At 64.8% G+C, this 24,520-nt stretch carries 20 protein-coding genes; 11 read left to right on the top strand and 9 right to left on the bottom strand.

Translation table 11 applies throughout. The features are described from left to right. Window positions 1-11: 11 nt before the first annotated feature. The 3 genes from QM588_RS20660 to QM588_RS20650 form a co-directional block, all read right to left on the bottom strand. Entirely contained in the window at window positions 12-2,186 is a 2,175-nt protein-coding gene (locus tag QM588_RS20660; RefSeq protein ID WP_283316141.1) for a 3-hydroxyacyl-CoA dehydrogenase NAD-binding domain-containing protein, read from the bottom strand. A gap of 25 nt (window positions 2,187-2,211) precedes the next feature. Beyond that, entirely contained in the window at window positions 2,212-3,369 is a 1,158-nt protein-coding gene (locus tag QM588_RS20655; RefSeq protein WP_283316139.1) for an acyl-CoA dehydrogenase family protein, read from the bottom strand. A gap of 172 nt (window positions 3,370-3,541) precedes the next feature. After that, on the bottom strand, window positions 3,542-4,240 hold the full coding sequence (locus QM588_RS20650; protein ID WP_283316137.1) for a FadR/GntR family transcriptional regulator: 699 nt from the start codon (window positions 4,238-4,240) through the stop codon (window positions 3,542-3,544). A 192-nt stretch (window positions 4,241-4,432) separates the two neighbouring features. Between QM588_RS20650 and QM588_RS20645 the strand changes: the two genes are divergently transcribed. The 6 genes from QM588_RS20645 (at window position 4,433) to QM588_RS20620 (ending at window position 12,326) form a co-directional block, all read left to right on the top strand. Then, window positions 4,433-5,803 carry an SLC13 family permease gene (locus QM588_RS20645; RefSeq protein ID WP_283316135.1) on the top strand — a complete coding sequence of 457 codons (1,371 nt, stop codon included), beginning with the start codon at window positions 4,433-4,435 and terminating at the stop codon, window positions 5,801-5,803. Between the two features lie 142 nt (window positions 5,804-5,945). Next, window positions 5,946-7,145 (top strand): CaiB/BaiF CoA transferase family protein, encoded by a 1,200-nt coding sequence (locus tag QM588_RS20640; RefSeq protein ID WP_283316132.1) that lies wholly within the window; start codon window positions 5,946-5,948, stop codon window positions 7,143-7,145. Next, window positions 7,142-8,644: a carboxyl transferase domain-containing protein gene (locus QM588_RS20635; RefSeq protein ID WP_283316131.1), complete on the top strand. Its 1,503-nt coding sequence runs from the start codon at window positions 7,142-7,144 to the stop codon at window positions 8,642-8,644. The genes QM588_RS20640 and QM588_RS20635 overlap by 4 nt, the downstream gene beginning before the upstream one ends. 94 nt (window positions 8,645-8,738) lie before the next feature. Then, complete coding sequence (locus QM588_RS20630) at window positions 8,739-9,488, top strand: IclR family transcriptional regulator (protein ID WP_135044691.1); 750 nt, start codon at window positions 8,739-8,741, stop codon at window positions 9,486-9,488. A gap of 66 nt (window positions 9,489-9,554) precedes the next feature. After that, window positions 9,555-10,730, top strand: coding sequence for a 4-hydroxybenzoate 3-monooxygenase (locus QM588_RS20625; RefSeq protein ID WP_135044689.1), 1,176 nt, complete (start codon window positions 9,555-9,557; stop codon window positions 10,728-10,730). Window positions 10,731-10,841: 111 nt separating this feature from the next. Beyond that, window positions 10,842-12,326, top strand: coding sequence for an amidase (locus QM588_RS20620; protein ID WP_135044687.1), 1,485 nt, complete (start codon window positions 10,842-10,844; stop codon window positions 12,324-12,326). Between the two features lie 18 nt (window positions 12,327-12,344). On the opposite strand, the gene QM588_RS20615 is transcribed toward QM588_RS20620, so the two are convergent. Continuing rightward, window positions 12,345-13,427, bottom strand: coding sequence for an NAD(P)H-binding protein (locus QM588_RS20615; protein WP_283316124.1), 1,083 nt, complete (start codon window positions 13,425-13,427; stop codon window positions 12,345-12,347). 56 nt (window positions 13,428-13,483) lie between these two features. On the opposite strand from QM588_RS20615, the gene QM588_RS20610 reads away from it, so the two are divergent. Both QM588_RS20610 and QM588_RS20605 read left to right on the top strand, forming a co-directional pair. Continuing rightward, complete coding sequence (locus QM588_RS20610) at window positions 13,484-14,284, top strand: alpha/beta fold hydrolase (protein WP_283316123.1); 801 nt, start codon at window positions 13,484-13,486, stop codon at window positions 14,282-14,284. Beyond that, window positions 14,281-15,441 carry a PP2C family protein-serine/threonine phosphatase gene (locus QM588_RS20605; RefSeq protein WP_245154268.1) on the top strand — a complete coding sequence of 387 codons (1,161 nt, stop codon included), beginning with the start codon at window positions 14,281-14,283 and terminating at the stop codon, window positions 15,439-15,441. Before QM588_RS20610 ends, QM588_RS20605 begins: the two co-directional genes overlap by 4 nt. On the opposite strand, the gene QM588_RS20600 is transcribed toward QM588_RS20605, so the two are convergent. The 5 genes from QM588_RS20600 to QM588_RS20580 form a co-directional block, all read right to left on the bottom strand. Beyond that, window positions 15,418-15,777 carry an STAS domain-containing protein gene (locus QM588_RS20600; RefSeq protein ID WP_283316119.1) on the bottom strand — a complete coding sequence of 120 codons (360 nt, stop codon included), beginning with the start codon at window positions 15,775-15,777 and terminating at the stop codon, window positions 15,418-15,420. The genes QM588_RS20605 and QM588_RS20600 overlap by 24 nt on opposite strands. A 67-nt stretch (window positions 15,778-15,844) precedes the next feature. Next, on the bottom strand, window positions 15,845-17,176 hold the full coding sequence (locus QM588_RS20595) for an MCE family protein (protein ID WP_283316118.1): 1,332 nt from the start codon (window positions 17,174-17,176) through the stop codon (window positions 15,845-15,847). 138 nt (window positions 17,177-17,314) lie between these two features. Beyond that, window positions 17,315-17,770 (bottom strand): hypothetical protein, encoded by a 456-nt coding sequence (locus QM588_RS20590; protein ID WP_283316117.1) that lies wholly within the window; start codon window positions 17,768-17,770, stop codon window positions 17,315-17,317. Between the two features lie 68 nt (window positions 17,771-17,838). Beyond that, window positions 17,839-19,086: a DUF6745 domain-containing protein gene (locus QM588_RS20585; RefSeq protein WP_283316116.1), complete on the bottom strand. Its 1,248-nt coding sequence runs from the start codon at window positions 19,084-19,086 to the stop codon at window positions 17,839-17,841. A 142-nt stretch (window positions 19,087-19,228) separates the two neighbouring features. Beyond that, entirely contained in the window at window positions 19,229-20,209 is a 981-nt protein-coding gene (locus tag QM588_RS20580) for a sugar-binding transcriptional regulator (protein ID WP_027494675.1), read from the bottom strand. Window positions 20,210-20,331: 122 nt separating this feature from the next. Here QM588_RS20580 and QM588_RS20575 point away from each other — a divergent pair, with 122 nt between their 5' ends. The 3 genes from QM588_RS20575 to QM588_RS20565 are packed head-to-tail and all read left to right on the top strand — an operon-like array spanning window position 20,332 to window position 24,403. Next, a complete protein-coding gene (locus QM588_RS20575) occupies window positions 20,332-21,186 on the top strand; it encodes an MIP/aquaporin family protein (RefSeq protein ID WP_027494674.1) in 855 nt (284 codons plus the stop codon). After that, window positions 21,183-22,700, top strand: a complete 1,518-nt coding sequence (gene glpK, locus QM588_RS20570) for a glycerol kinase GlpK (RefSeq protein WP_032367858.1) — start codon at window positions 21,183-21,185, stop codon at window positions 22,698-22,700. The genes QM588_RS20575 and glpK overlap by 4 nt, the downstream gene beginning before the upstream one ends. Beyond that, window positions 22,697-24,403, top strand: coding sequence for a glycerol-3-phosphate dehydrogenase/oxidase (locus tag QM588_RS20565; RefSeq protein ID WP_283316112.1), 1,707 nt, complete (start codon window positions 22,697-22,699; stop codon window positions 24,401-24,403). The genes glpK and QM588_RS20565 overlap by 4 nt, the downstream gene beginning before the upstream one ends. The last annotated feature ends 117 nt before the right edge of the window (window positions 24,404-24,520 follow it).

Raw genomic sequence — 24,520 nt, 5'->3', positions numbered from 1 at the left:
CGAGCGCGATCTCAGAGGTACCGCTCGGTGCGTGAACGCAGCGACCTCGGTACGACGAACCTGTCGCCGTACCGCGCCTGCAGCTCGTCGGCTCGGTGCACGAATCCCGGGAGTCCGCCGTCGAACTGATTGACGAACTGCAGCACACCGCCGGTCCAGGCGGGGAAGCCGATACCCAGAATGGAACCGATATTGGCATCGGCGACGGTTCGGAGAACGCCCTCGTCGAGACACGCGACCGAATCCAGTGATTGGGCGACGAGCATGCGATCCATCATGTCCTCGAACGGAATTCCGTGATCGGGGCGGTGGTAGTGCTCCACGAGGCCCGGCCAGAGCCGGACCTTGGTGCCGTCCTCGGCGTACTCGTAGAACCCGCGCCCCACCTTGCGGCCTGGACGGTCGAACTCGTCGACGAGGCGATCGACCAGGGCGTACGAATTCGAGACGATCCAGGGGCGACCGTCGGCGCGAGCGGCCTCGGCCATGCCCTCGCGGATGTGCCGCGACAGGGTCAGCGAAATCTCGTCCATCAGAGCCAGTGCGCCGGACGGGTAGCCGGCCTGGAGCGCAGCCTGCTCGACGGTGGCCGGGTGCACGCCCTCGGCGACCAGGGAAATCGCCTCGTCCATGAATCGGCCGATGACGCGGGTGGTGAAGAAGCCGTGACTGTCGCCGACGACGATGGGTGTCTTGCCGATGAGACGTACGAAGTCGAATGCGCGGGCAAGAGCGGAGTCGCTGGTGTGTTCTCCCACCACTATTTCCACCAACGGCATCTTGTCGACGGGGGAGAAGAAGTGGGTACCGATGAAGTCGGTGGTTCGCGAAACAGACTGGGAGAGTCCGGTGATGGGGAGGGTGGAAGTGTTCGAGCACAGCAGCGCGTCGGCGGTCGAATACTTGTCGACGTCCTCGAACGCACGCTGTTTGACGGCGGCATCCTCGAACACTGCCTCGACGACCAGATCGCACCCCTCGGCGTCGGCCGCGTCGGAACTGGGCGTGATGAGCGCGAGCACCGCATCGGCGTCGGCCTGGGTTGTGTGTCCCTTCGCGACGGCCTTTCCGAGAATCGAACGCGCATAATCTTTCCCGCGCTCGGCAGATTCGATCGAGACATCGCGGAGGATCACCGGAACCTGCGCCGAGGCGACGACGTAGGCGATGGCGGCACCCATCATTCCGGCCCCGATCACCAGCACTTTCTCGGGGACTCGATGTGGTTCGGCCGGAGGGCGGGAAGCGCCTTTGGTGATGGAGCCGAGATCGAAGAACATCGACTGGATGAGGTTGCCCGAGATCGGCCCACACGCGAGCGACGTGCAGTAGCGGGTTTCTACGATCGATGCCGATTCGAAGTCGAGCCCCGATCCTTCCACTGCCGCGGCCACGACCGCGATGGGGGCGGGCATCGGCGCGTCCTTGACCTGTGTACGCACTGTTGCCGTGAGTGCCGGCAGCTGCGCGGCCACAGCCGGTGCTGCCGCTGTACCGCCAGGGATCGCGAATCCCTCTCTGTCCCAGGGCTGTAGGGCCCCGGGGTTGGCGGTGATCCAGGAACGTGCCTGCGTCATCATGTGTTCGTGGGTGTCGACGACCTCGTCGATGAGTCCGAGTTCGAGTGCCTGCACCGGCCGATACCGCTGGCCTTGGCCCACCACCTGTGTCAGAGCCTTGACGATGCCGAACATGCGGACCGTCCTGGTGACTCCACCGGCCCCGGGAAGCAATCCGAGCGTCACCTCGGGCAGCCCGAATCGAGCCTTGCTGTTGTTCAGGGCAATTCGATGATGGCAGGCCAGGGCGATCTCGAAGCCGCCGCCGAGCGCGGTGCCGCCCAGTGCGGCCACGACCGGCTTGCCGAGCGTCTCGAGACGCCGGAACTTGTCCTTGGTGAAATCGAGGGCGTCGGCGATCGCCGTGTGGTCGTTGGGTCCGGCGTCGCGCAGCAGTTCGAGGTCGCCACCGGAGAAGAACGAATCCTTGCCCGACGTGACGATGATGCCGTCGTACGCATCGAGTTCGGTCTCGAGCCAGTCGACGGTCTGCTCGAGCGATTCACCGAAAGCCGCGTTCATGGTGTTCGTGGAATGCGCTGGATCGTCGATCGTCAGAACGACGATACGGTCGATACCGATCTCGCCGGTGATGGTGGAAGTCTGCAGTGCAGCTGGGCTGTTCATCGAAATCCTCGGGTCGGTGCGAGTGCTACAGGGAGCGCGAGATGAGGTCTTTCATGACTTCGTTGGCACCGGCGTAGATGCGGGCGATGCGGCCGTCGACGAACATGCGGGCGATGGGGTATTCCTCCATGTAGCCGTAGCCGCCGAAGAGCTGCAGACAACGGTCGACCACTTCGAACTGTCGGTCGGTGGTCCAGTACTTGACCATCGCAGCCGTCGTCACGTCGAGTGATCCCGAAATGTGCTTGGCCACTGCGTCGTCGACGAAGGTGCGGACGACGCGACCGATGGTCGCGCATTCGGCGAGCTCGAACTTGGTGTTCTGCAGGTCGAACAGTGTCTTGCCGAAAGCGTTGCGCGACTTGGTGTAATCGACGGTCTGTGCGACGGCCGCGTCGATCATCGCGGCCGCAGCGATACCGCAGATCAGCCGTTCCTGGGGGAGCTGCTGCATCAACTGCGCGAAGCCGCGACCCTCTTCACCGAGCAGATTGGCGGCGGGAATTCGAAGGCCGTCGAAGCTCAGTTCTGCAGTGTCCTGGCCCTTCTGGCCGATCTTGTGCAGTACCCGTCCGCGGTGGAAACCTTCGGTTTCGTCGGAGACCTCGGCGACGAGCAGTGACAGCCCTCGTGCTCCGGCGGAGGGATCGGTCTTGGCGGCGATGATGATCAGATCGCAGTGAGCTCCGTTGGAGATGAACGTCTTTCCGCCGGTCACGACGTAGTCGTCGCCGTCACGCACCGCGCGGGTGGTGATGCCCTGCAGATCCGAGCCGGTGCCCGGTTCGGTCATGGCGATGGCACCGATCCACTCTCCCGAACACAGCTTCGGCAGCCAGCGCTGCTTCTTCTCCTCGGACGCGTACGCGAGGATGTAATGCGGCACGATGCCACTGTGCACGCCGAGCTGCATGGACGAGTCCCCTGCGCGAACCTGCTCGGAGAACAGCACCGCCTCGTGGCGAAAGTCGCCGCCACCGCCGCCGTACTGCTCGGGTACCGACATGCCGAGCAGCCCGTGGTTGCCCGCACTCCGATAGACCTCACGGCTGGGGCGTCCGGCCGTCGCGAATTCTTCGCGGAGCGGCGCGACCTCCTTCTCGAAGAAGCCGCGGGCGAGCTGTCGTACGTCGTCGAGCTCGGTCACGAGGTCATCACTGGTGCGGTCTGCGAGTGCAGTCATGGTGGGTCCTTGGGTCGAAGCGCACCACGCGTTGTTGGCGCTGTGCCAATAACGATGCACCGAGCTACCCACGGATGTCAACCATTGCTGTGTCCTACCCCGACGAACTCGACGTTATGGACGGATTCGCATCGGAATGCATCCGTAACGTCGAGTTCGACGGGTGAGTGGTCTAGCTGTCCGCCGAGCGCAGCAGTGCGACGTCCGAGACGAGGCGAATGTGCTCGGCCATCGCACGCCCGGCCTCGGCCGGATCCTGTTGTCGCACAGCTTCGGCAATGCGGCGGTGGTGTTCCAACGAGGTCTGCGGGCGGTTCGACTGCGACAGGGATTCGATTCGAGTTTCGCGAATCAGGCCGGCGATTTCGCCCATCAGTCGGGCGAGTAGCGGCGAGTGCGCGGCCTCGGTGATGGCGTGATGGAACAGCTCGTCGCCGGAGTCGCCGCGATTTCCGTCGGTGATCTCCGAGGCCATCACCGACAGGGCGTGATCGATTGCCGCCATTTCGGCGTCGCTGCGGCGGGCTGCGGCGAGCTCGGCGAGTTTGACCTCCAGTGCCTCACGGGCTTCGATCACCTCGGGCAGGCGATCGGCGTGCTCGCGCAGGGCGCGAATGGCCATGTCTCCCACCGGCCGTCGCACGAGTACCGCTCCGTCGCCGTGGCGGACGGCCAGAATGCCCTGTACTTCGAGTGCAACAAGGGCCTGGCTCAGTGAGGCTCTGCTGACGCCGAGGTGACCCGCCAGTTCACGCTCGGGCGGGAGTCGATCGCCGGGCTTCATGTCGCGATCGGCGATGTGTTTGCACAGCTGCTCCACGATGACCTCGTACAGCCGTGGTCGGGTCACCGGGCGGATTTGCTCAGCCACTGTGTCACTCGCTCTCTGCTCCTCTGGACCCCCACCTTAACCGTCGGGGTGTCGGTGACCCTGGTCATAGCAAGTGTTGACAAGTGATCCAGCTCACTGGTTGAGTCGATACAGACTCAGTGGCTAGTCCAATTGGCCACCGAACCCGGGCATCCGCTCGGGGGGCGATCACACACGAACCGGAGACCTTCGATGTCGACCGAGCTGATACCCATCATTGCCCTAGTCGTCATGTTCCTCGCTGCGACCGTGTTCCCGGTGAACATGGGCGCGCTGGGGTTCGTGGCGGCGTTCTTCGTCGGAACCATCGCCGTGGGCATGGGCACCGACGACATCATCGCCGGCTTTCCCAGCAGCTTGTTCCTGACGCTGGTCGGTATCACCTACCTCTTCGCGATCGCCCAGAACAACGGCACGGTCGACCTCCTGGTTCGCGGTGCGGTGCGGCTGGTCGGTGGCCGGGTCGCCCTGATTCCGTGGGTCATGTTCGGTATCACCGGCGTGTTGACCTCCATCGGCGCACTGGGTCCGGCAGCGGTGGCCATCGTCGCACCGATCGCACTCGGCTTCGCGGCGCGGTACAAGATCAACGCCCTGCTCATGGGCATGATGGTGATTCACGGTGCGCAGGCAGGTGGGTTCTCGCCGATCAGCATCTACGGCGTGACCGTCAACAACATCGCTCAGAAGGCCGGTCTGGTCAACAGCCCGCTCACCCTGTTCCTGGGCAGCATGCTCTTCAACGCGGCAATCGGTGCGTTGCTGTTCATGTTCCTCGGCGGACGTGCACTTCTCGGACGTAGCGTGCACGACGAGGACGGCACCCGCCCCGAGGGAGATTCGGGAGGAGTAGGCGGGGGTGGCTCGAGGACCGTGATGCGCGGCTTCGGATCGTCGACGCCCACGCCGTCCGGTCAGACGGTCACGGTCGAGAACGCCCCACCGCTGGCCACCGCCGTCAAGGCCATCACGTTCGATCAGATCCTCACGCTCGTCGGGCTGGCCTCGCTGGCGGTGTTCTCCCTCGTCCTCGATCTCGACGTCGGCTTCGTGTCGATGACGGTCGCCGTGGTGCTCGCCCTGGCGTCGCCCAAGGCTCAGAAGGGTGCGATCAACCAGATCAGCTGGTCGACAGTATTGCTCATCGGTGGCGTGTTGACGTTCGTCGGTGTCCTGCAGGAGGCCGGCACCGTCGAGTACGTCGGTGATGCCGTCGCCGGCATCGGTATTCCGCTGCTCGTGGCTCTGTTGCTCTGCTACATCGGTGCCATCGTCTCGGCGTTCGCGTCGTCGACCGCCATTCTCGGCGTCACCATCCCGCTGGCCGTCCCGTTCCTGCTCGCCGGCGAGGTCGGTGCCATCGGCGTCATCGTGGCCCTGTCCATCGCCTCGACGATCGTCGACGTCAGTCCCTTCTCCACCAACGGTGCCCTGGTTCTTGCCAACGCCCAGGACATCGATCGGGACGTCTTCTACAAGCAGATCCTGAAATACAGCGCGTTGGTCGTCGTCATCGGTCCGTTGATCGCCTGGGCGGTACTGGTCGTGCCCGGCTGGCTCTAGCTCTCGAGCTGCGCGGACGTCCGAGAACTCGGTCTTGACTTCCTCTCGGATCGCTGGTCCAATGAAATTGGCTAGGCCACTGACTCAATGGGCCACACTGGCGATCCACCCCCTCATCGCTTTCGACGTAAGGATCAATTCGATGCCCCTCAACACGACAGGCAGAACCGGACCGCTCGACGGCACCGTGGTGGTGGATCTGACGCGCGCCCTGGCCGGCCCGCACGCGGCGATGATGCTCGGAGATCTCGGCGCGGACATCATCAAGGTCGAGACCCCCAAGGGCGGCGACGACACCCGGGTGTGGGGCCCGCCGTTCGTCACCCCGCGTGACGCGGAGCGCGAATCGACGTACTTCCTCTCGGCCAACCGCAACAAGCGGTCCATCGCGCTCGACCTCAAGACCGACGACGGCCGAGAAGCGTTGGAGCGCATGATCGAGCGAGCGGACGTTCTACTCGAGAACTTCCGCACGGGAGTGCTCGATCGGCTCGGATTCTCGCCCGAGCGCATCGCGGAGATCAACCCGCGCACGGTCGTGCTGTCGATCAGCGGATTCGGCCACGACGGCCCCGAGGGCGGCCGATCCGGCTACGACCAGATCGCTCAGGGCGAGGCCGGGGTGATGTCGTTCACCGGCTCCGGTCCCGACGATGTTCAGCGCGTGGGGGTTCCGATCGCGGACCTGCTCGCCGGAATGTACGGAGCGTTTGGTGTTCTCGCTGCGCTGCGCGAGCGCGACCGCACCGGCCGAGGCAAGGTGGTTCGAACGTCGTTGCTGGCCAGCGTCGTCGGGGTGCACGCCTTCCAAGGCACCAAATGGACCGTGGCAGGCGAGATCGGTGAGGCGCAGGGCAATCATCACCCGTCGATCTGCCCGTACGGCCTCTTTCCCACTTCCGATGGAGCCGTGCAGATCTCGGTGGGCAGTGAAGGACTGTGGCACCGCTTCTGTGAAGGCTTCGGTATCGATCCCGACCTCGAGGGCATGGCGACGAACCCGCAACGCGTCGACAGTCGCGACGACGTCGTCGAGCTCGTGTCCAAGATCTTCCGCACCTACGAGACCGAGCCGTTGTTGGCGCTTCTCGACGAAATAGGCGTTCCTGCAGGCAAAGTGCGCAACGTGCAAGAAGTGTACGAGTGGGAGCAGACCAAGTCTCAGGGCCTGCTCATCGACGTCGAGCACGAGACTCTCGGCACGGTGACCCTGCCCGGGCCGCCGCTGCGATTCTTCGAATCCGACGGCACGGAGGTCACCGAGAACCGACATCTGGCGCCGCCGGTCCTGGGAGCCGACGACGAACTCGTCCGCGACTGGTTGAAAGAAGCGATCCGATGACGAGGATGACCGCGCTCGAACTCCTGGATCTGGTGATCGATCCCGGAAGTTTCGAGTCGTGGGACAGCCCGGCTGCCGACTACGTCATCGACGACGAGTACGCGAACGAACTGGCTGCGGCGCGTGAGAAGACCGGACTCGACGAGTCCGTTCTCACCGGATCGGCCACCATCCGCGGCCGCAAGGTGGCAATCCTGCTGGGCGAGTTCGCCTTTCTGGCCGGTTCCATCGGGGTGGCCGCGGGTGAACGCTTGGTCAGCGCGGTGCACCGATCCACCGCCGAGGCAATGCCGCTGCTCGCGTTGCCCACCTCGGGTGGAACCCGCATGCAGGAGGGCACCGTCGCGTTTCTGCAGATGGTCAAGATCACCGCGGCGATCACCGCGCACAAGGCGGCGAATCTGCCGTACATCGTCTATCTGCGGCACCCCACCACCGGCGGCGTCTTCGCATCCTGGGGATCGCTCGGTCACGTCACCGTTGCCGAGCCCGGTGCGCTCGTCGGATTCCTCGGGCCCCGCGTGTACGAGGCTCTGTACGACGCGAAGTTCCCCGCCGGTGTGCAGACCTCGGAAAATCTGCAAGCGCACGGTCTCATCGACGCCATCCGTCCGCCCGAGCAACTCGGTGAGATCGTCGACCGTGCACTACGCATCATGACCGATGTGCCGTCGTGTCGCGTCCGGCATTCCGATGCTCTGGAGTGGGAGATCGAGGACGTGCCGGCATGGACCTCCATTCTGGCCTCGCGTAGGAACGATCGGCCGGGGGTGCGCGAGTTGCTGTTCAATACAGCTGCAGACGTGTTGCCGCTCAACGGGACCGGCCAGGGCGAGTCCGACCCGGGGTTGATTCTGGCGCTCGTACGGTTCGGCGATATGCCGTGCGTTCTGCTCGGCCAGGACCGCAGGAGTCAGACGACGAAGACGCCACTCGGCCCCGCGGCTCTGCGGGAGGCTCGACGCGGCATGCGGCTGGCGCAGGATTTGAAGCTTCCCCTCGTCACCGTCATCGATACTGCAGGCGCAGCGCTGTCGAAGGAGGCGGAGGAAGGCGGCCTGGCCGGCGAGATAGCACGGTGCATCGCAGACATGGTCGACCTCGAAACCCCTACGCTCTCTTTGCTGTTGGGTCAGGGAACCGGCGGCGGTGCGCTGGCGCTGGTACCTGCGGATCGAGTGCTCGCCGCTCAGCATGCCTGGCTCTCGCCGTTGCCGCCCGAGGGTGCCTCGGCCATCGTGTACCGAGACACCACTCACGCCGCCGAGATGGCGACCAAGCAGGGAGTGCGCTCGCTCGATCTCTTCCGGGCCGGTGTAGTCGACATCATCGTTCCCGAGTTGCCCGACGCCGCAGACGAATCACAGCAATTCTGTGATCGAGTGGGCGCAGTACTGCACCGAGAACTTGCCGAGCTGATCGCCCAGGACCCCTCGATGCGCATGATCGCCCGCGACAAGCGTTTCAATCGAATCGGCTTTGCGGCTGCCGCTGTGTGATTCCCGACGAACTCGACGTTATGGACGGATTCGAGGCCGTTTTCATCCATAACTTCGAGTTCGGCGGCGAGTGGGGGCGGCTATCGTCCTTGGGGTGGCTGGCAATGCTCGAGACCCCGGAGTCTCGGTGGCTGCGCGCCTGCTGGCCCTACTCGGTGTGTTCGACGAGAAGGCGCCGTCGCTGACCTTGACCGACTTGGCCGCCGGTGCCGACCTACCCATCGCCACTGCGCATCGGCTGGTGCGGGAACTGGTGGAGTGGGGCGCATTGGTCCGGGGCGACGACGGGCGCTACGTCGTCGGCAGGCGGTTGTGGAAACTGGGCTTGCTCGCACCCGATCAGTCCGATCTTCGCGACATCGCATCACCGTTTCTGCACGACATCTACGGAGCGACACTCGCGACGGTGCACCTGGCCATCCGCGACGGGGGCGAAGTGCTCTATCTCGACCGGTTGGCCGGCCACGCATCGGTTCCCGCGGTCAGTCGCGTCGGCGCTCGGCTGCCGCTGCACGCCACCGGCGTCGGCAAGGTGCTGTTGGCGTATGCGCCGCGGGAGGTGCAGCAGCAGGTGCTGTGCTCTCTGGACCGCATCACCCCGTACACGGTGACGCATCCCGGGCAGCTGGAGAACGAGCTGCGCCGAGTGCGTCGCGAGGGCTTCGCGCAGACGGTCGAGGAGATGACACTCGGTGCGTGTTCGGTGGCTGTGCCGGTGCGTGCCGGCGACAGTGTGGTCGCCGCATTGGGAATCGTGGTTCCCAAGCTGGGCCGCGATCGAGTGAGACTGGTTGCCGCGCTTCAGGTTGCGGCTCAGGGGATCGGACGAAGTCTCGGCGGGTAGTCGGCCGTTTTCACTCAGTGGAAGCACGGTCTTGTTCGGGTCGAGATCCCGGGGTCTACTGCATGCATGCGTACACAGGTTGCCATCATCGGTGCAGGGCCCGCGGGTCTGCTGCTGTCCCACCTGCTCGACGAGCAGGGGATCGACTCCATTCTGATCGAGTCACGTACTCAGGAATACGTGCTCTCGCGAATCCGGGCCGGAGTCCTCGAACACTCCACGGTCCAGTTGCTCGACGAACACGGACTCGGTGAGCGCCTGCACCGCGAGGGCGACGAGCACCGCGGTGTGTACCTGCAGTGGCCGGAAGAGCGGCACCACATCGACTTTCGTGATCTGGTCGACCGGAGTGTCTGGGTGTACGGACAAACGGAGGTCACCAAGGACCTCGTGGTGGCACGCGAGAAGGCCGGCCAACAGATCTACTACGACGTCTCGGATACGGCATTGCACGACGTCGAATCCGACGCCCCCTACGTCACCTTCACCGACGCGTCGGGCAACGCGGTGCGAATCGACGCGACAGTCGTTGCGGGCTGCGACGGTTCCTTCGGGCCGAGCCGGGCGGCCATGCCCGATTCGGTGCGCAACACCTGGGAAAGGGTCTACCCCTACTCCTGGCTCGGTGTGCTCGCCGATGTCGCCCCCTCGACCGACGAACTGATCTACGCCTGGCACCAGGACGGCTTCGCGATGCACTCCATGCGCTCGTCGACGGTCAGCCGGCTGTATCTGCAGGTGCCGAACGGAACCGATATCGACACGTGGTCCGACGACCGCATCTGGGATGCGTTGGCGACCAGGCTCGGTCACGGTCAGGACGGGTGGACACTCAATCCCGGTCCCATCACCGAGAAGAGTGTGCTACCGATGCGCAGCTACGTGCAGACACCGATGCGACACGGCAACCTGTTCCTGGCCGGCGACGCCGCACACATCGTGCCGCCCACCGGGGCGAAGGGTCTCAATCTCGCGGTAGCCGACGTGGCTCTGCTCGCGCCGGCCTTGGCGCAGAAGCTGAAGGGGAACGATTCGCGCGCCGCCGACAGCTACAGCGACGACGCACTTCGACGCGTCTGGCGCTGCACCCACTTCTCGTGGTGGATGACGACGATGCTGCATACCGGCGACGACCCCTTCGATGCGCAATTGCAACTCTCGCAACTGAAATGGGTGGCGTCCAGTGAGGCGGGTGCCATGGGACTGGCGGAGAACTACGCCGGATTGCCGATCGGTTTCTGACGGTTCGCGTCGAGTTCGCAGTTATGTGGCTGTTTCGGCCCCGAATGCCTGCACAACTGCGATCTCGTCGAGTTCGTGCCTCCGGCGGCAACTGACATCTACAGTGACTTCATGCGCATCGACGAGTATCGGACGTACGACGGCCTCGGGCTGGCCGAGTTGGTCTCCACAGGTGATGTCACTCCGCGTGAACTTCTCGATTGCGCACTGGAGCAGGCGAAGTCGGTGAACCCGGGGCTCAACGCAATCGTCCGCCCGATGCGCGAGGAGGCCGAGCAGCGGCTGGCCGGAACGCTGGAGGGCCCGTTCGCCGGGGTGCCGTTTCTGATCAAGGACTTGTCCCAGGACTACGCGGGGCTGCCCACGTCCAGTGGTTCACGTGCACTCACCGAGCTGCCGATGCCCGAACACGCCACGGTGGTGCAGCGCTGGCTCGACGCAGGCCTGGTCATCTTCGGTAAGACGAACACCCCGGAGTTCGGCGCCAAGGGAATCACCGAGCCGACAGTGTTCGGACCGGCTCGAAACCCGTGGGACCGCAGCAGAACTCCCGGTGGCTCGTCCGGTGGCTCTGCTGCGGCGGTCGCGGCCGGAATCGCGCCGGTGGCGGGAGCGAACGACGGCGGCGGCTCGATTCGCATTCCGGCGGCGTGCTGTGGATTGGTCGGGCTCAAGCCCGGCCGTGGACTGGTGCCGTCGGGACCGACTTTCGGCGAGCCGATGCACGGGGCCGCAGTGCAGGGCGTGGTGTCGCGGTCGGTCCGCGACACCGCCGCGATGCTCGATATCCTCGCCGGTGGTGAGCCGACGTCGGGATACTCGTCCACACCGCCGCCCGACGGCTTCCTGTCCCGGATGGACACCGACCCGCGGCCGTTACGGATCGGCATGTACGCCGCGACCTCGGTGAATCCGTCGCCGGCCCCGGAGGCGATCGCTGCGATGGAATCGGCGGCGACAACGCTCGGCGAACTGGGCCATACCGTCGAACTGCTCGAGGCCCCGCCGTTCGACGACGCAGCGCTCAATCGCGAATTCCTGCTCGCCTGGTTCACGTACCTCGCGTGGGAAATGGAAGAAGTCAAGCGCAGAACCGGCTGCGGTGACGACGCATTCGAGCGGGACACTCGAATCATGGCCGCTCTCGGCCGATCCGCAAGCGGAATCGATTACCTCGACGCGGTGGAAGGCCGTCACCTGCACGTCCGGGCCCTGGCCACCTACTTCGAGACGTACGACTTGTTGCTGACGCCGACTCTGGCCGAGCTGCCGCCCAAGATCGGGGCGTTCGAACTCGCGAAGCCGTTGCAGCTGGCATCGGACTTGTTGCTGCGCAGCCGAACTGCGGGAATGCTCAAGTACACCGGCATCGTCGATCAGATGATCGACGAGAACATCTCGTGGATTCCGTACACCCAGACCGCCAATGTCACCGGGCGTCCGGCCCTGTCGGTTCCGCTGCACTGGACGGGCACCGGTCTGCCCATGGGCGCACACTTTCTCGCGCCGCTGGGCGGGGAGGGGCTGCTCGTCCAACTCGCGGCGCAGTTGGAACGAGCAGTGCCCTGGGCCCATCGCTACAGCGACATCGGCTGACAGCTACAGCGACATCGGCTATCGGGTCGCGCCGAGCTGGACCTTGCCGGCGATGCCGGACGGACGCTGTCGCACGGTGCCGTCGACGATGTCGACGACTCCGCCTGCCCAGTCGGGATCGGTGTCGGCTGCGGCCTGAGGATCGGCGTGTGCGTCCGTACCTTCCTCGGCTGCCACGGTGATGGAGCGTTCCAAGGCCTCCCGAACGCTGAGCAACGTCGTATCCGGTTCTGCGAACACTTCCGTCGCGGCATTACCGCGTCGCACGACCATGTCGTGGGTGAGGCTCTCCACCAACGAGATCACGGTGCCGGGCGGCATCGCGGTGATGACTGCGACCGCGCGGCCCACCAACCCCGTCGGCAGCAGTGGCACCGGAATTTGTGCCCGGCGCAGACCGGCGACGCTGCCGTACGCCTGCAGCAGTTCCGGGTAGCTCATCGTCTCGGTGCCCCCGATGTCGAACGATCCGGGGCGGGATGTGTCGCCGAGGGCGCGGGCGATGATGGCAACGACGTCCACGACGGCGATCGGCTGCACCTGCCTCCGCATCCACGTCGGGATCGGCGTCACCGGCAGTCGCTCGGTCATGCGTCGCACCAACTCGAAGGACGTCGATCCGGAGCCGAGGATGATGGCCGCCCGTAGGACGGTGGCATCGACAGAACTGTCGAGGAACGCTTCCTCGACCTGCAGCCGGGAGCGCAGGTGGTCCGACAGCGGAGTGCCGTCGTCGGGAATCAGTCCGGACAGATACACGATTCGCTGCAGACCGTTGCGTTCCGCAGCGGCCGCCATGGACTGCGCGGCATGGCGATCCTTCTCGACGAAATCGCCCTCGTCCATCGAATGCACCAGGTAGACGACCGCGTCGACGTTCTCGGTGGCAGAGTCGAAGCTGTCGTGGTCGTCGAGGTCGAAGTGCACTGCCGTCACATGCGCACCCCAGGCGAAACGCGACTTCTTCTTCGGATCACGCATCGCGGCGTGCACCTCGTGGCCCTGTTCGAGAAGCACGGGGATCAGCCGAGATCCGATGTATCCGGTTGCGCCGGTGACCAGCACTCGCATGAGATTCTCGTTTCTGTAGACAGGGGTCATACCCCGTCCAGGCGGTCTCACTCCCCGCTGCCGGTGCCGGATGACACACTGTGCGGGTGAGTGCACGTATCAGGAACAACGTGAAAGTCGTCGGAGCTGCCGACGGCCCGGTCGTGATGCTGGCACACGGCTTCGGCTGCGACCAGACGCTGTGGCGTGGCGTCACCGAAATCCTGGCTTCGCGGTTCCGGATCGTTCTGTTCGACCATGTGGGGGCCGGGGCATCGGACCCGGCGGCCTGGGACGCCGAGCGATACGCCCACATGAGCACGTACGCCGCCGACATCGTCGAGATAGCGCAGGAACTCGACCTGACCGACGTCACGTTGGTCGGTCACTCGGTGGCGTCGATGATGGGGGTGCTCGCCGCAACCGCTGCGCCCGATCGATTCACCAAGTTGATTCTGCTGACTCCGTCTCCCCGGTACATCGACGACGGCGACTATCGCGGCGGGTTCAGTTCCGAGGACATCGACGAGCTGCTCGAATCGCTGGACAGCAACTACCTCGGCTGGTCCGCATCGATGGCATCGGTGGTCGTGAACGCACCCGATCGACCCGACCTCGAGAACATGTGGACCGCGAGCGTGTGCCGAACCGATCCGGCGTGCGCACGGGTGTTCGCCCGCACCACCTTTCTGTCCGACAATCGGGCGGATCTGCCTGGAGTACCGGTGCCGACGTTGATCATCGACAGTGCGCGCGACTCGCTCGCACCGCCTCAGGTCGGCCGGTTCGTGCACGAACAGATCCCGGGGAGCGTCCGCATCACGCTCGACGTCAGTGGCCATTGCCCGCAGATCACCGCACCCGAACTGACGGCCGAGACCATCGCGGACTTCGTGAGACCGTCGTGATCGATGACCTCGACGTCGAGGACCTGTACGAGAATGCGCCATGCGGGTACCTGTCCGTGCGCCCCGACATGCGTATCGCGCGACTGAACTCGACGCTGGCAACCTGGCTGGGCTTCGAGGTCGACGCGCTGGTCGACACCGACTTCGGGGAGCTGCTCACCGTCGGTGGACGCATTCACTACGAGACCCACTTCGGGCCGATGCTGTTGATGAACGGCAAGCTCGACGGCATCGCACTGGACCTGGTGACGGCAGATCGTCGACGGTTGCCGGTGTTCATCACGGCGAACGTGAAGATCGACGCAGCGGGCCGGCCGGTACTGATCCGCATCACCGCGCTCGACGCTCGCGATCGCCGCACCTACGAGCGTGAACTGGTCCAATCACGCACGCGAGCAGAATTGTTGGCCAAGACGTTGCAGCGGTCGCTGTTGCCGCCTGCACTGCTACCGCCGTCGGGGATGACCGCGGCAGCGCACTACCGGGCGGCGTCGCGCGACGAGGTGGGCGGCGACTTCTACGACTTGTTTCCGTTGTCCGACGACTGTTGGGGGTTCTTTCTCGGCGACGTCTGTGGCAAGGGTGCAGCGGCGGCCGCTGTGACGTCGCTGACGCGGTACACCCTGCGTGCGGCGGCGGTGTACGACGAGAACCCTGTTGCGGTGCTGCAGAATCTGGATTCTGTTCTACGACAAGAGTTCCGGGATGCCAACGCGCAGTTCTGCACCGCGGTCTTCGGCATTCTGAGCCGGACGGACACGGGATTCGAGGTTTCGATGGCCAGTGGCGGGCACCCCCCACCGCTGGTCCTTCGGGCCGACGGCACCGCCCACTACGTGCCGATGACGGGCGGCCAGCTCATCGGAATTCTTCGGCACGCTCGCTTCGTTCCGGCGACTGTCACGCTCGAAGCAGGGGACACCCTGATGCTCTACAGCGACGGACTCACCGAAGCACGAGTCGGCCGGGGCCGATACGACGACGACGGTGCTCTCCTGGAATTCGCGACGGCACACGCTCCGGCGACTCCGGCAGCCATCGTCGACGATCTGCGGTTGCTGCTGCGCAGTTTCGGCGACGGTCTGGCCGACGACGCCGCCGTGATGGCACTCGGCGTATCCCCGGCCCCCGACTCAGCCGAGAGCAGCGAGGGCTGACGGCAGGTCGGCGTGCAGGGTGAATTCCTGATCCAAGCCCATCAGCTTGATCGGCCGGCTGGTGGTCGGCCCGTCGGCCACGACCGAGAACGACAGGGACTCGCCGTGCTCCTGTTGCGTCGTCGCGAGAACTGTCATGGCCGCCGAGGCCAGAAACGACACTCCGCTCAGATCGACGATCAGTGCAGCCGGGCCGGTCGCGGTCTGTGCGGCAATGGCCTCGGACAGTGCCGGTGCCGTGGTGACGTCGAGCTCGCCGGCTACCGAGATGACGGCCGCGCGCCCGTCGTTGGAGGACTGGATCGAGAATCCTGCGGCGTTCGTGTCGACTGGCATCTGTACTCCTGAATCGTTACCCGCCGCGCTCGTCGACGGGGGATGCGGACCATTCAATCAGGCGGTGTCAGCGGAGCGTGACCTGAGTTCCTCGAAGCGCAGGCGCGCCCACCGTCGTGGTCCAGGAGGGGACGGCCTCCGGTGCGATTCCGGTGGCACCGCCGTAGATGACGGCCAGGGTCTGCTGCTCGGTGACCGAGCCCGCATACGAGGCGGGTACGGAGGAGAGCTGTGGAGCCGAGAGCACCGGGATGTTCTGCTCGCCCGGGTTTCTGGTGGGTACCTGGTACGAGCCGTCGTTGGGCGAGCCGCCCGGGTACTGCGGGAAGTACTCGCCCGCATTGCGGTCGAGGGGGGTGTAGCAGCTCGGTCCGCGGGTCTGCTCGAACAGCCGTGGCTCGTCCTGGTTCGGCAGGTACCGACCCTTGGGGTTGACGAACGGCATCGAGACGTTGATGCCCGGATACTCGTCGCCGACGCCGGTGACGATCCTGCCGCGACGTGCCCCTTCGGCGAACTGTGCGACCGTGCAGCCCAGGGCGGGCGAGAACTCGGCCAGCACTTCGAGAGCCTCGCGTGAATTCGCGGCGAGACCGATCAGCTGCGTCGAGTTCGCCTCGAGAAAGCCGGCCGTCGTGTTCGAGGCGGACGTCACCGACGTGTACAGCGTCGCGAGTGCGGATTGCTTCTCGACGACGGTGTTGCCGGTCGTCCGCAGATTGTCGAGGGCGCTGATCAGCTCGGGAGCTGCGTCGGCGTAGGTCTCGGAGAAGTCGGCCAATCCGCGTAGGTCCTGCTGGATTGCGGGGAGTTCGGTGTTCAGTCCGGAGAAGATGTTCTCCAGTCGATCGATCGTCGAGCCCAGCTGTTCCCCGCGCCCGCTCAACCCCTGTGCCAGCGCGCCGAGGGTGTTCGAGAGATCCTGCGGCGGCACGGCTTGGAGCAGCGGCAGTAGGCCGTCGAGCACTTGCCCTACCTCGATGGCATTTCCGCTGCGATCCTGCTTCAGCACGGTGCCCTCGGTGATGGGCGAACCGGGCTTGCCGTCCGGCAGGATCAGCGCGACGTACCGCTCGCCGAACAGTGTTTTGGGCAGCAGTCGGGCCGTGACGTTCGAGGGGATCATCGCAGCCTTGTCCGGTTCGATCGCCAGTTCCGAGGTGACGACGCCGTCCGTGGTCGTGGCGGATCGGACCTCGCCGACGATCATGCCGCGCACCTTGACGTCGGCATTGCGGGGCAGCGCGTTGCCGACGCTGTCGGTCTCGAGGGAGACGGTCACGACGTCGACGAACGTCTTGTTGTACGAGGTGACACTCCACCCGACGAACACGACGATGAGCACGACGAGGGCGATTCCGAGGAGACGGTTCTGCACCGGCGAAGGGGCGCCGGTCATGCGACGGTCTGTGCGACAACAGCAGTCATGACGCGAACCTTAGTGCTACATCGAGTCACACTTACTGCTCCGACGCCCTTCTGAGATGCACCTATCAGTGCCCGGTTGATGCGATACAGATCACACGGAGTCGGCGCGTCAGTCGGCGATCAGTTGCGTCGACGAGAACCAGCCGTCTCCGCCGCGTTCGCGCTGACGACCGATGACGTATCGGCCGGGTGCAATTCCGGTGGCTCCGTGTTCGGGGTGAATGAGGTAGGCGGTCTCCGAGTTGCTCAGGATGCCCAGAGCGAGGCGTCGAACGTCGTGCACCGGACTCGACCAGGTGCACCCGCGGCCGTCGGCGACGAGGCTGTGCGGATTGCCGCCTGCCGCACTGCGGAGTAGTTCGATCCCGGACAACGGCACGGTCTCGTGTCGGGTCCGTTCGGTGGTGACGACGATGCCGTCGAGTACGGCGAGTGGGACGACGATCAGATCTCCCTGGGCCTGCGATCCGTTGACGATGGGCACCGAGATCTCCTTGTCGAGGTAGTCGAAGACATCCAGACCGGTGCGGTCGGTGAGAGTGGACAGCGTGATGTTCGAGTTCATGGGGTCACCTGTGGTTGGTCGTTGGGGTGGGTAGTTGTGGGGTGGGTATCGATGGAGGTCGTGCGGAGTCACGTACGGCGGAGGAGCCGGGAATAGTCGGCTCCGGCCAGACCGTAGGTCCAGCCTGCCGCGTCGACGGCGGAGGTGAAGGCAGCGGGGACCCGCAGCCCGTAGCGGCGTCGTCGACCGTCGCGTTCACGAGAACCATTGACGGCGAGCAGAATTCGTCCCCCGTCCTGCCAGCCCTCCGGTGCTGCGTACAGCTCCAGGGTGCAGCCCGGGTTCCCCGGATCCTGGCCGGTGTCGACAAGACGTAGGCCTGCCTGCTCCAGATAGGTGTCCCAGCCGATTCGTTCGATGGCGCTTCGTCGGACTTCGACGTTGCGTTCGACGGTGATGCGGTCGACCGTCGGGTCGCGGATGACCCAGCTCGGAACGACGGTGCCGCTCAGTACGTGGACCGCGCTGCCGTCGGCGAACTCCACGGCCGGCCCGTCCGAATTATGCAGTCGCACTTCACCGTGCGGCGAATCGGGCAACGGTTCGACGTGTACGGCGGTGGGCCGATCGGCCATCACTGCGATGTTCTCGAACGCCCACCACCACCCCGTCGACTCGATGAGGGCGGTTTGGACGTCGAGTAGTTCGACGTCCTCGAAAGAGAAGCGTGCGAGGCCGTGGCGACGGAAAGCGTCGTAGTAGGCGACGCGATGGGCTTCTTGTTGGCCGTACCAGGTGATGGAGCCGAACGGGCGGGGAGTGGTCGTGCGGATGGCAGTGGCAATTCCGTCGAACAGGCTGGTGTGCAACGATGTACGGACGGTCCGGTCGATGATGGGATCCGGGCTGATCCCGGCGAGGGCCGCCTCGATCGGGGTACCGCGGGCGATGACACCGCGGACTCGAAAGTCGTTGCTGCCGTTGATTGTGCTCCAACGGTGTTCCCGCGGCCATTCGATGTGGCGGCGCTCGATGATGCGGTCCATGCGGCGCCGGGAGTCGGACAACATGGTCGCGATCTCGGCGTCCACCTCGGTACCGGCGGTGGATATCGACGGTGTTCTCGCCAAGTGTCTGCCGGCGATGAAGGTCGCTGCAGCCTGTGGTGACGTTACCCAATGGAACTCGGGTTCATCGAACCCGGCTGATCGATACAGTTGTGCCACAGCATGTTCCGCGACAGATCTGTCGGCTGGGCCGGCTTTCAGTCCGTAATCGAGCCACCGGTCCCGTTGTGCACAGACCGCGCGAATGTCTTCGGCGTAGGAATCGGGATCTTCGGAGAATGTGCCTCGACGGGGGAGTGTCGACGGCATCGGCACGGCGCTCACTTCGGTGAGGCGGTGTCCGCCTTTCCTGTTGTCATGAATCAAGAGTGACACGAGATTCGGTCGAGCGCAAGAGGTGGCCCATGTGCGCGAAAGTTCGTAGCAGGGGTCGAGTTTCCACTCACATGGGTCAGCGCGAGCGCAACACCAATTTCGCAGCGCTGATGTCGTCGATCACCAGATCGGTGATCAGGCCACCGCGCAGTGCGGCGGTGAGGGCGTCGAGTTTGGACTCTCCGGCCACGATGGCGACTCTGCGCGGGACGGCCTTGAGTCGATCGAGGCTGGGCCCACTCGATCTGTCGTTCAACGCAATTCGGTTGTAGCTGCCGTCGGATCGGAGGAACACTGTGGCGATGTCGCCGACGACGCCGTCACGTTGCAGCTCGGCTCTGTCCTCGCGTTCGAGATAGCCGGCGCTGTAGACGTGACTCGGAACGGCACCACTCATGACGCCGATGCTGAAGACGGCGAGGTTCATGCGATCCTGAAGTTCGAGCACGCGCCTGATGCTGCGCTCGCGCCACAGGTGCTGTCTCGTTTCCGGGTAGTCGAAGAATGCGGGGACCGGGAATCCCTGTGCCGCAGCCCCGTACGCGTCGGCGAACGTCCGGATGATGTCGGTGGCATACGAGACCCCCGTGGTGCGCATGTTGGCCGCCCCGTTCAGTTGCACCACGCTCGAGTTGTGGGTTCGTTTGGGGGCGAGCTTGCGGCTGACGGCGCTGACGGTGGTTCCCCAGGCGACGCCCATCACCATGTCCGACTCGAAGAAGGACGTCAGCAGTCGGCCGGCGAAGGTCGCGACCCGATCGAGACGCTGCAGTTCGTCGACCGTCTCCGCGACCGGCACCACGTGTGCACGAATGTCGTACAGATCGGCGAATGCACGCTCGATCCGCGGTGCCTGACCGAGTGGGGTGGAGATCTTGATTTCCACCAGTCCCGACGCCCGCGCGAACGTGATGAGTCGTGAGACTGTCGAACGAGATACGCCCAGCTCACGGCCGATGGCCGCCATCGTCATGTCCTGGAAGTAGTACAGCCGCGCCGCCTGGGTGGCGTGGCCGGTCCGCAGGTCGGATTCGGGAGTGATGCCGGTGTCCGTCACCGGCACCAGTGTACGACCGAATTGCACATATGTGCATCAGCTGTGAAACGCAGTGCAGGCCGTCTACCGTGGCAAATGGCACGCAATGTGGCGTGTATCACTGACTGTGTGGAGGCTGAAAGATGGCACGTAAGGAACCGGAATGGGGGCTACCGGCGCATATGGCCGCGGAGTTCGCCGGAACCATGATTCTCATTCTGTTCGGTGTCGGCGTCGTCGCTCAGGTGGTCTCGGGTGGTGAGTCCGGCAGCCTCGGCGGTCACGACTCGATCGCCTGGGCGTGGGGGCTGGGCGTGATGTTCGGTATATATGTCGCGGGCCGTATCACCGGCGCGCACCTCAATCCCGCGGTGACCATCACGTTCGCACTCTTCCGCGGATTCAGCTGGAAGATGGTTGCGCCGTACATTCTCGCGCAGACCGCAGGTGCCTTCGTGGCCGCGCTGCTGGTGCGCTGGAACTACAACGACATGATCAATGCGGTCGACCCAGGGCACACCACCGCCACCCAGACCATCTTCTCGACACTGCCCGGTAACGGGACACTGCCGGTGAGTGTGTCCTCGGCGCTGATCGACCAGATCATCGGTACCGCCATTCTGCTGTTCCTCATCGTGGCCGTGACCGATTCGCTCGGAACCGCACCGATGGCCAACATGGCTCCCCTGATCGTGGGCCTCATCGTCGTCGCCATCGGATTCGCCTGGGCCACCAACGCCGGCTACGCGATCAACCCGGCTCGAGATTTCGGACCTCGCCTGGCGTCGTACATCACGGGCTACGGTGGAGCGTGGCGAGATCAATACGGCGGCCTGTACTTCTGGGTGCCGATCGTCGGACCTCTCGTAGGTGGACCGATAGGAGTGTTCCTGTACGACCTGTTGATCGGGAAGAACCTACGCAAACAAGAAGGTTCGACGCCCGAGCCGCCATCACGACTCCCAGCAGACACCCAGACCACAGGAGAGAAGCCATGACCGAGTTCGCAGGAAAGTACGTCGCCGCGATCGATCAGGGAACCACGTCTTCACGCTGCATGATCTTCGATCACGCGGGCACCGTCGTCGCTGTCGATCAGAAGGAACACCAGCAGATCTTCCCGCAGGCCGGTTGGGTCGAGCACGACGCATCGGAAATCTGGGACAACGTGCGCGCCGTCGCTGCCGGTGCCATGGCCGCAGCGGATCTGACGCGCGAGGACATCGCCGCAGTCGGTATCACCAACCAGCGTGAGACGGCACTGGTGTGGGATCGCGAAACGGGCAAGCCGATCTACAACGCCATCGTCTGGCAGGACACCCGTACCGATCGCATCGCGACCGCACTCGGCGGCGGCGATGCCAACAAGTACACCGCCAAGACCGGTCTGCCGTTGGCCACCTACTTCTCCGGGCCGAAGATCAAGTGGATTCTCGACAACGTCGACGGTGCACGGGCCAAAGCCGAAGCGGGAGAGCTGTGTTTCGGCAACATGGACACCTGGGTGCTGTGGAACATGACCGGCGGAACCGACGGCGGATTGCACTACACCGATCCGACCAACGCCTCGCGCACGCTGCTGATGGATCTCGACACCCTGCAGTGGGACGAGGGCATCTGCGCCGACATGGGCATTCCGATGTCGATGCTGCCCGAGATCAGGTCGAGTTCCGAGGTGTACGGCACGGGCCGTGAACGCGGACCGTTCCGCGGCGTGCCGATCTCCGGAATCCTGGGCGACCAGCAGGCGGCCACGTTCGGGCAGGCCTGCTTGTCTCCCGGTGAGGCCAAGAACACCTACGGCACAGGCAATTTCGTGCTGCTCAACACCGGCACCGAGAAGGTCATGAGCAAGAACGGCCTGCTCACCACCGTCTGCTACAAGATCGGCGACCAGCCCACGGTGTACGCGCTCGAAGGCTCGATCGCGGTGACGGGTTCGCTCGTGCAGTGGCTGCGGGACAACCTCGGCATGATCTCCTCGGCTGCGGACATCGAGACCGATGCCCGGTCGGTGGACGACAACGGCGGCGCGTATTTCGTGCCCGCGTTCTCGGGTCTGTTCGCTCCGCACTGGCGCGCCGATGCGCGTGGTGCCATCGTGGGATTGACGCGGTTCGTCAACAAGGGGCACCTGGCCCGCGCCGTACTCGAAGCCACTGCGTACCAGACGCGTGAGGTCATCGAGGCCATGAACGCCGACTCCGGCGTCGACCTCGAGGTGCTCAAGGTCGACGGCGGAATGGTCGTCAACGAACTGTTGATGCAGTTCCAGTCCGACATCCTGAACGTCGACGTGGTGCGGCCCGTCGTAGCCGAAACCACCGCGCTCGGAGCGGCATACGCGGCAGGCCTCGCCGTCGGGTACTGGGCGAGCGAGGACGACATTCGCCAGAACTGGGCCGAGGACAAGACATGGACGCCGTCCATGGACGAAGACCAGCGGGCAAAGCTGTACGCCGGCTGGAAGAAAGCAGTGACACGTACTCTCGATTGGGTTGATGAAGAATGAGTTCCACCACAACGGCTTTGAGTCCAACCGCGCGCGCCGAGGCGATCGCACGGATGGAAGCCGAAGAGCTGGACATCCTGGTGATCGGCGGCGGCGTCGTCGGCGCGGGAACGGCTCTCGACGCGGTGACACGTGGTCTGAAGGTCGGACTGCTCGAAGCACGCGACTATGCTGCCGGCACGTCCAGTCGCTCGAGCAAGCTGTTCCACGGCGGTCTGCGGTACCTCGAACAGTTCAACTTCTCGCTGGTGTTCGAGGCCCTCAAAGAGCGCTCGCTCGTGCTGAACACGTTGTGCCCGCACCTCGCTCGGCCGGTCCCGTTCATCTATCCGCTCGAAAAGGTGATCGACCGTCCGTACGTGGGGCTCGGCATCGGCGTGTACGACGTCATGGGTGCCGGACGTGGCGTACCGAGTCATCACAAGCATCTCGGTAAGAAGAAGACGCTCGAATCCTTCCCCTCCGGCAAGCGGTCGGCGATTCGCGGTGCGGTGAAGTTCTACGAGGGCCAGGTCGACGACGCTCGGCACACGATGATGATTGCGCGGACCGCAGCCGCCTATGGTGCTTTGTGCGCCAACAGCACTCGCGTCACGGGCTTCCTTCGCGAGGACGACAAGGTCGTCGGAGTCGTGGCGAGCGATCTGGAAACGGGTCGTTCGTTCGAGGTGCGTGCCAAGCAGGTCATCAACGCCGCGGGTGTCTGGACCGACGAGGTCCAGCAGATGGTCGGCGGGCGTGGGCAGTTCCAGGTTCGCGCATCCAAGGGCGTGCACCTGGTGGTGCCCCGCAACCGCATCAACAGCGCCACGGGCATCATCACGCGCACCGAGAAGAGCCTGCTCTTCGTCATCCCGTGGGGAAGCCATTGGATCATCGGCACCACCGATACCGACTGGAAACTCGATCTCGCTCACCCGGCCGCGAGCCAGAGCGACATCGACTACATCCTGGGGCACGTGAACAAGCTGCTGGCCGATCCACTGGACCGCGCCGACGTCGTCGGGGTCTACGCAGGTCTGCGGCCGTTGCTGTTCGGGGAATCCGACTCCACCAGCACGCTCTCCCGCGAGCATGCGGTATCCAGCCCGGTGCGAGGACTGACCGTCATCGCCGGTGGCAAGTACACCACCTACCGCGTGATGGCCAAGGACGCAGTGGATGCCGCGGTGCACGGACTCGAACGCACAGTGCCCAAGTGTGTCACCGAGAACATCCCACTCGTCGGGGCCGACGGCTACCTCGGGGCGTACAACTCCCGCAATCTGACGGCCGAACGCAACGGCATGCGGGTCTCGCGCGTCGAGCATCTGTTGGGTCGGTACGGCACCCTGATGGGTGAGGTGCTGGATCTGATCGACGCCGATCCCGAACTCGGGAAGCCTCTCGACAGCGCACCGGAGTACCTCAAGGCAGAGGTCGTGTACGCCGCGAGTCACGAAGGCGCGCAGCATCTCGAGGACATCCTGACTCGGCGTACCCGCATCTCCATCGAGGTTCCCGATCGTGGTGAAGCAGCAGCCGAGGAAGTGGCTCGGCTGGTGGCTCCGATTCTCGGATGGGACGATCAGCATAGGGCCGAGGAGATCGAGCACTACCGTCTTCGTGTTCTGGCAGAACGGGATTCACAGCAACAGCCCGATGACGAGACTGCCGATGCGGCCAGGCTCGGGGCACCGGACGTACGCGCCGGGGTGAGCTGACCCCTCACAGCGGTTCGGTGAGGTAGCGCCGCAGGGTCGGGATCGGTGGTTGTGTCTTCCGATCCTGCGGCCGCGTTCCTCGTCGCACGGCGCGACGAGCTGCAGTGGAACTCGTCT

This window comes from Rhodococcus sp. IEGM 1354 (assembly GCF_030056855.1).
GTDB lineage: Bacteria > Actinomycetota > Actinomycetes > Mycobacteriales > Mycobacteriaceae > Rhodococcoides.
Note: the sequence above shows the minus strand (reverse complement) of the source record. Positions and strands in the feature narration are given on the sequence as shown.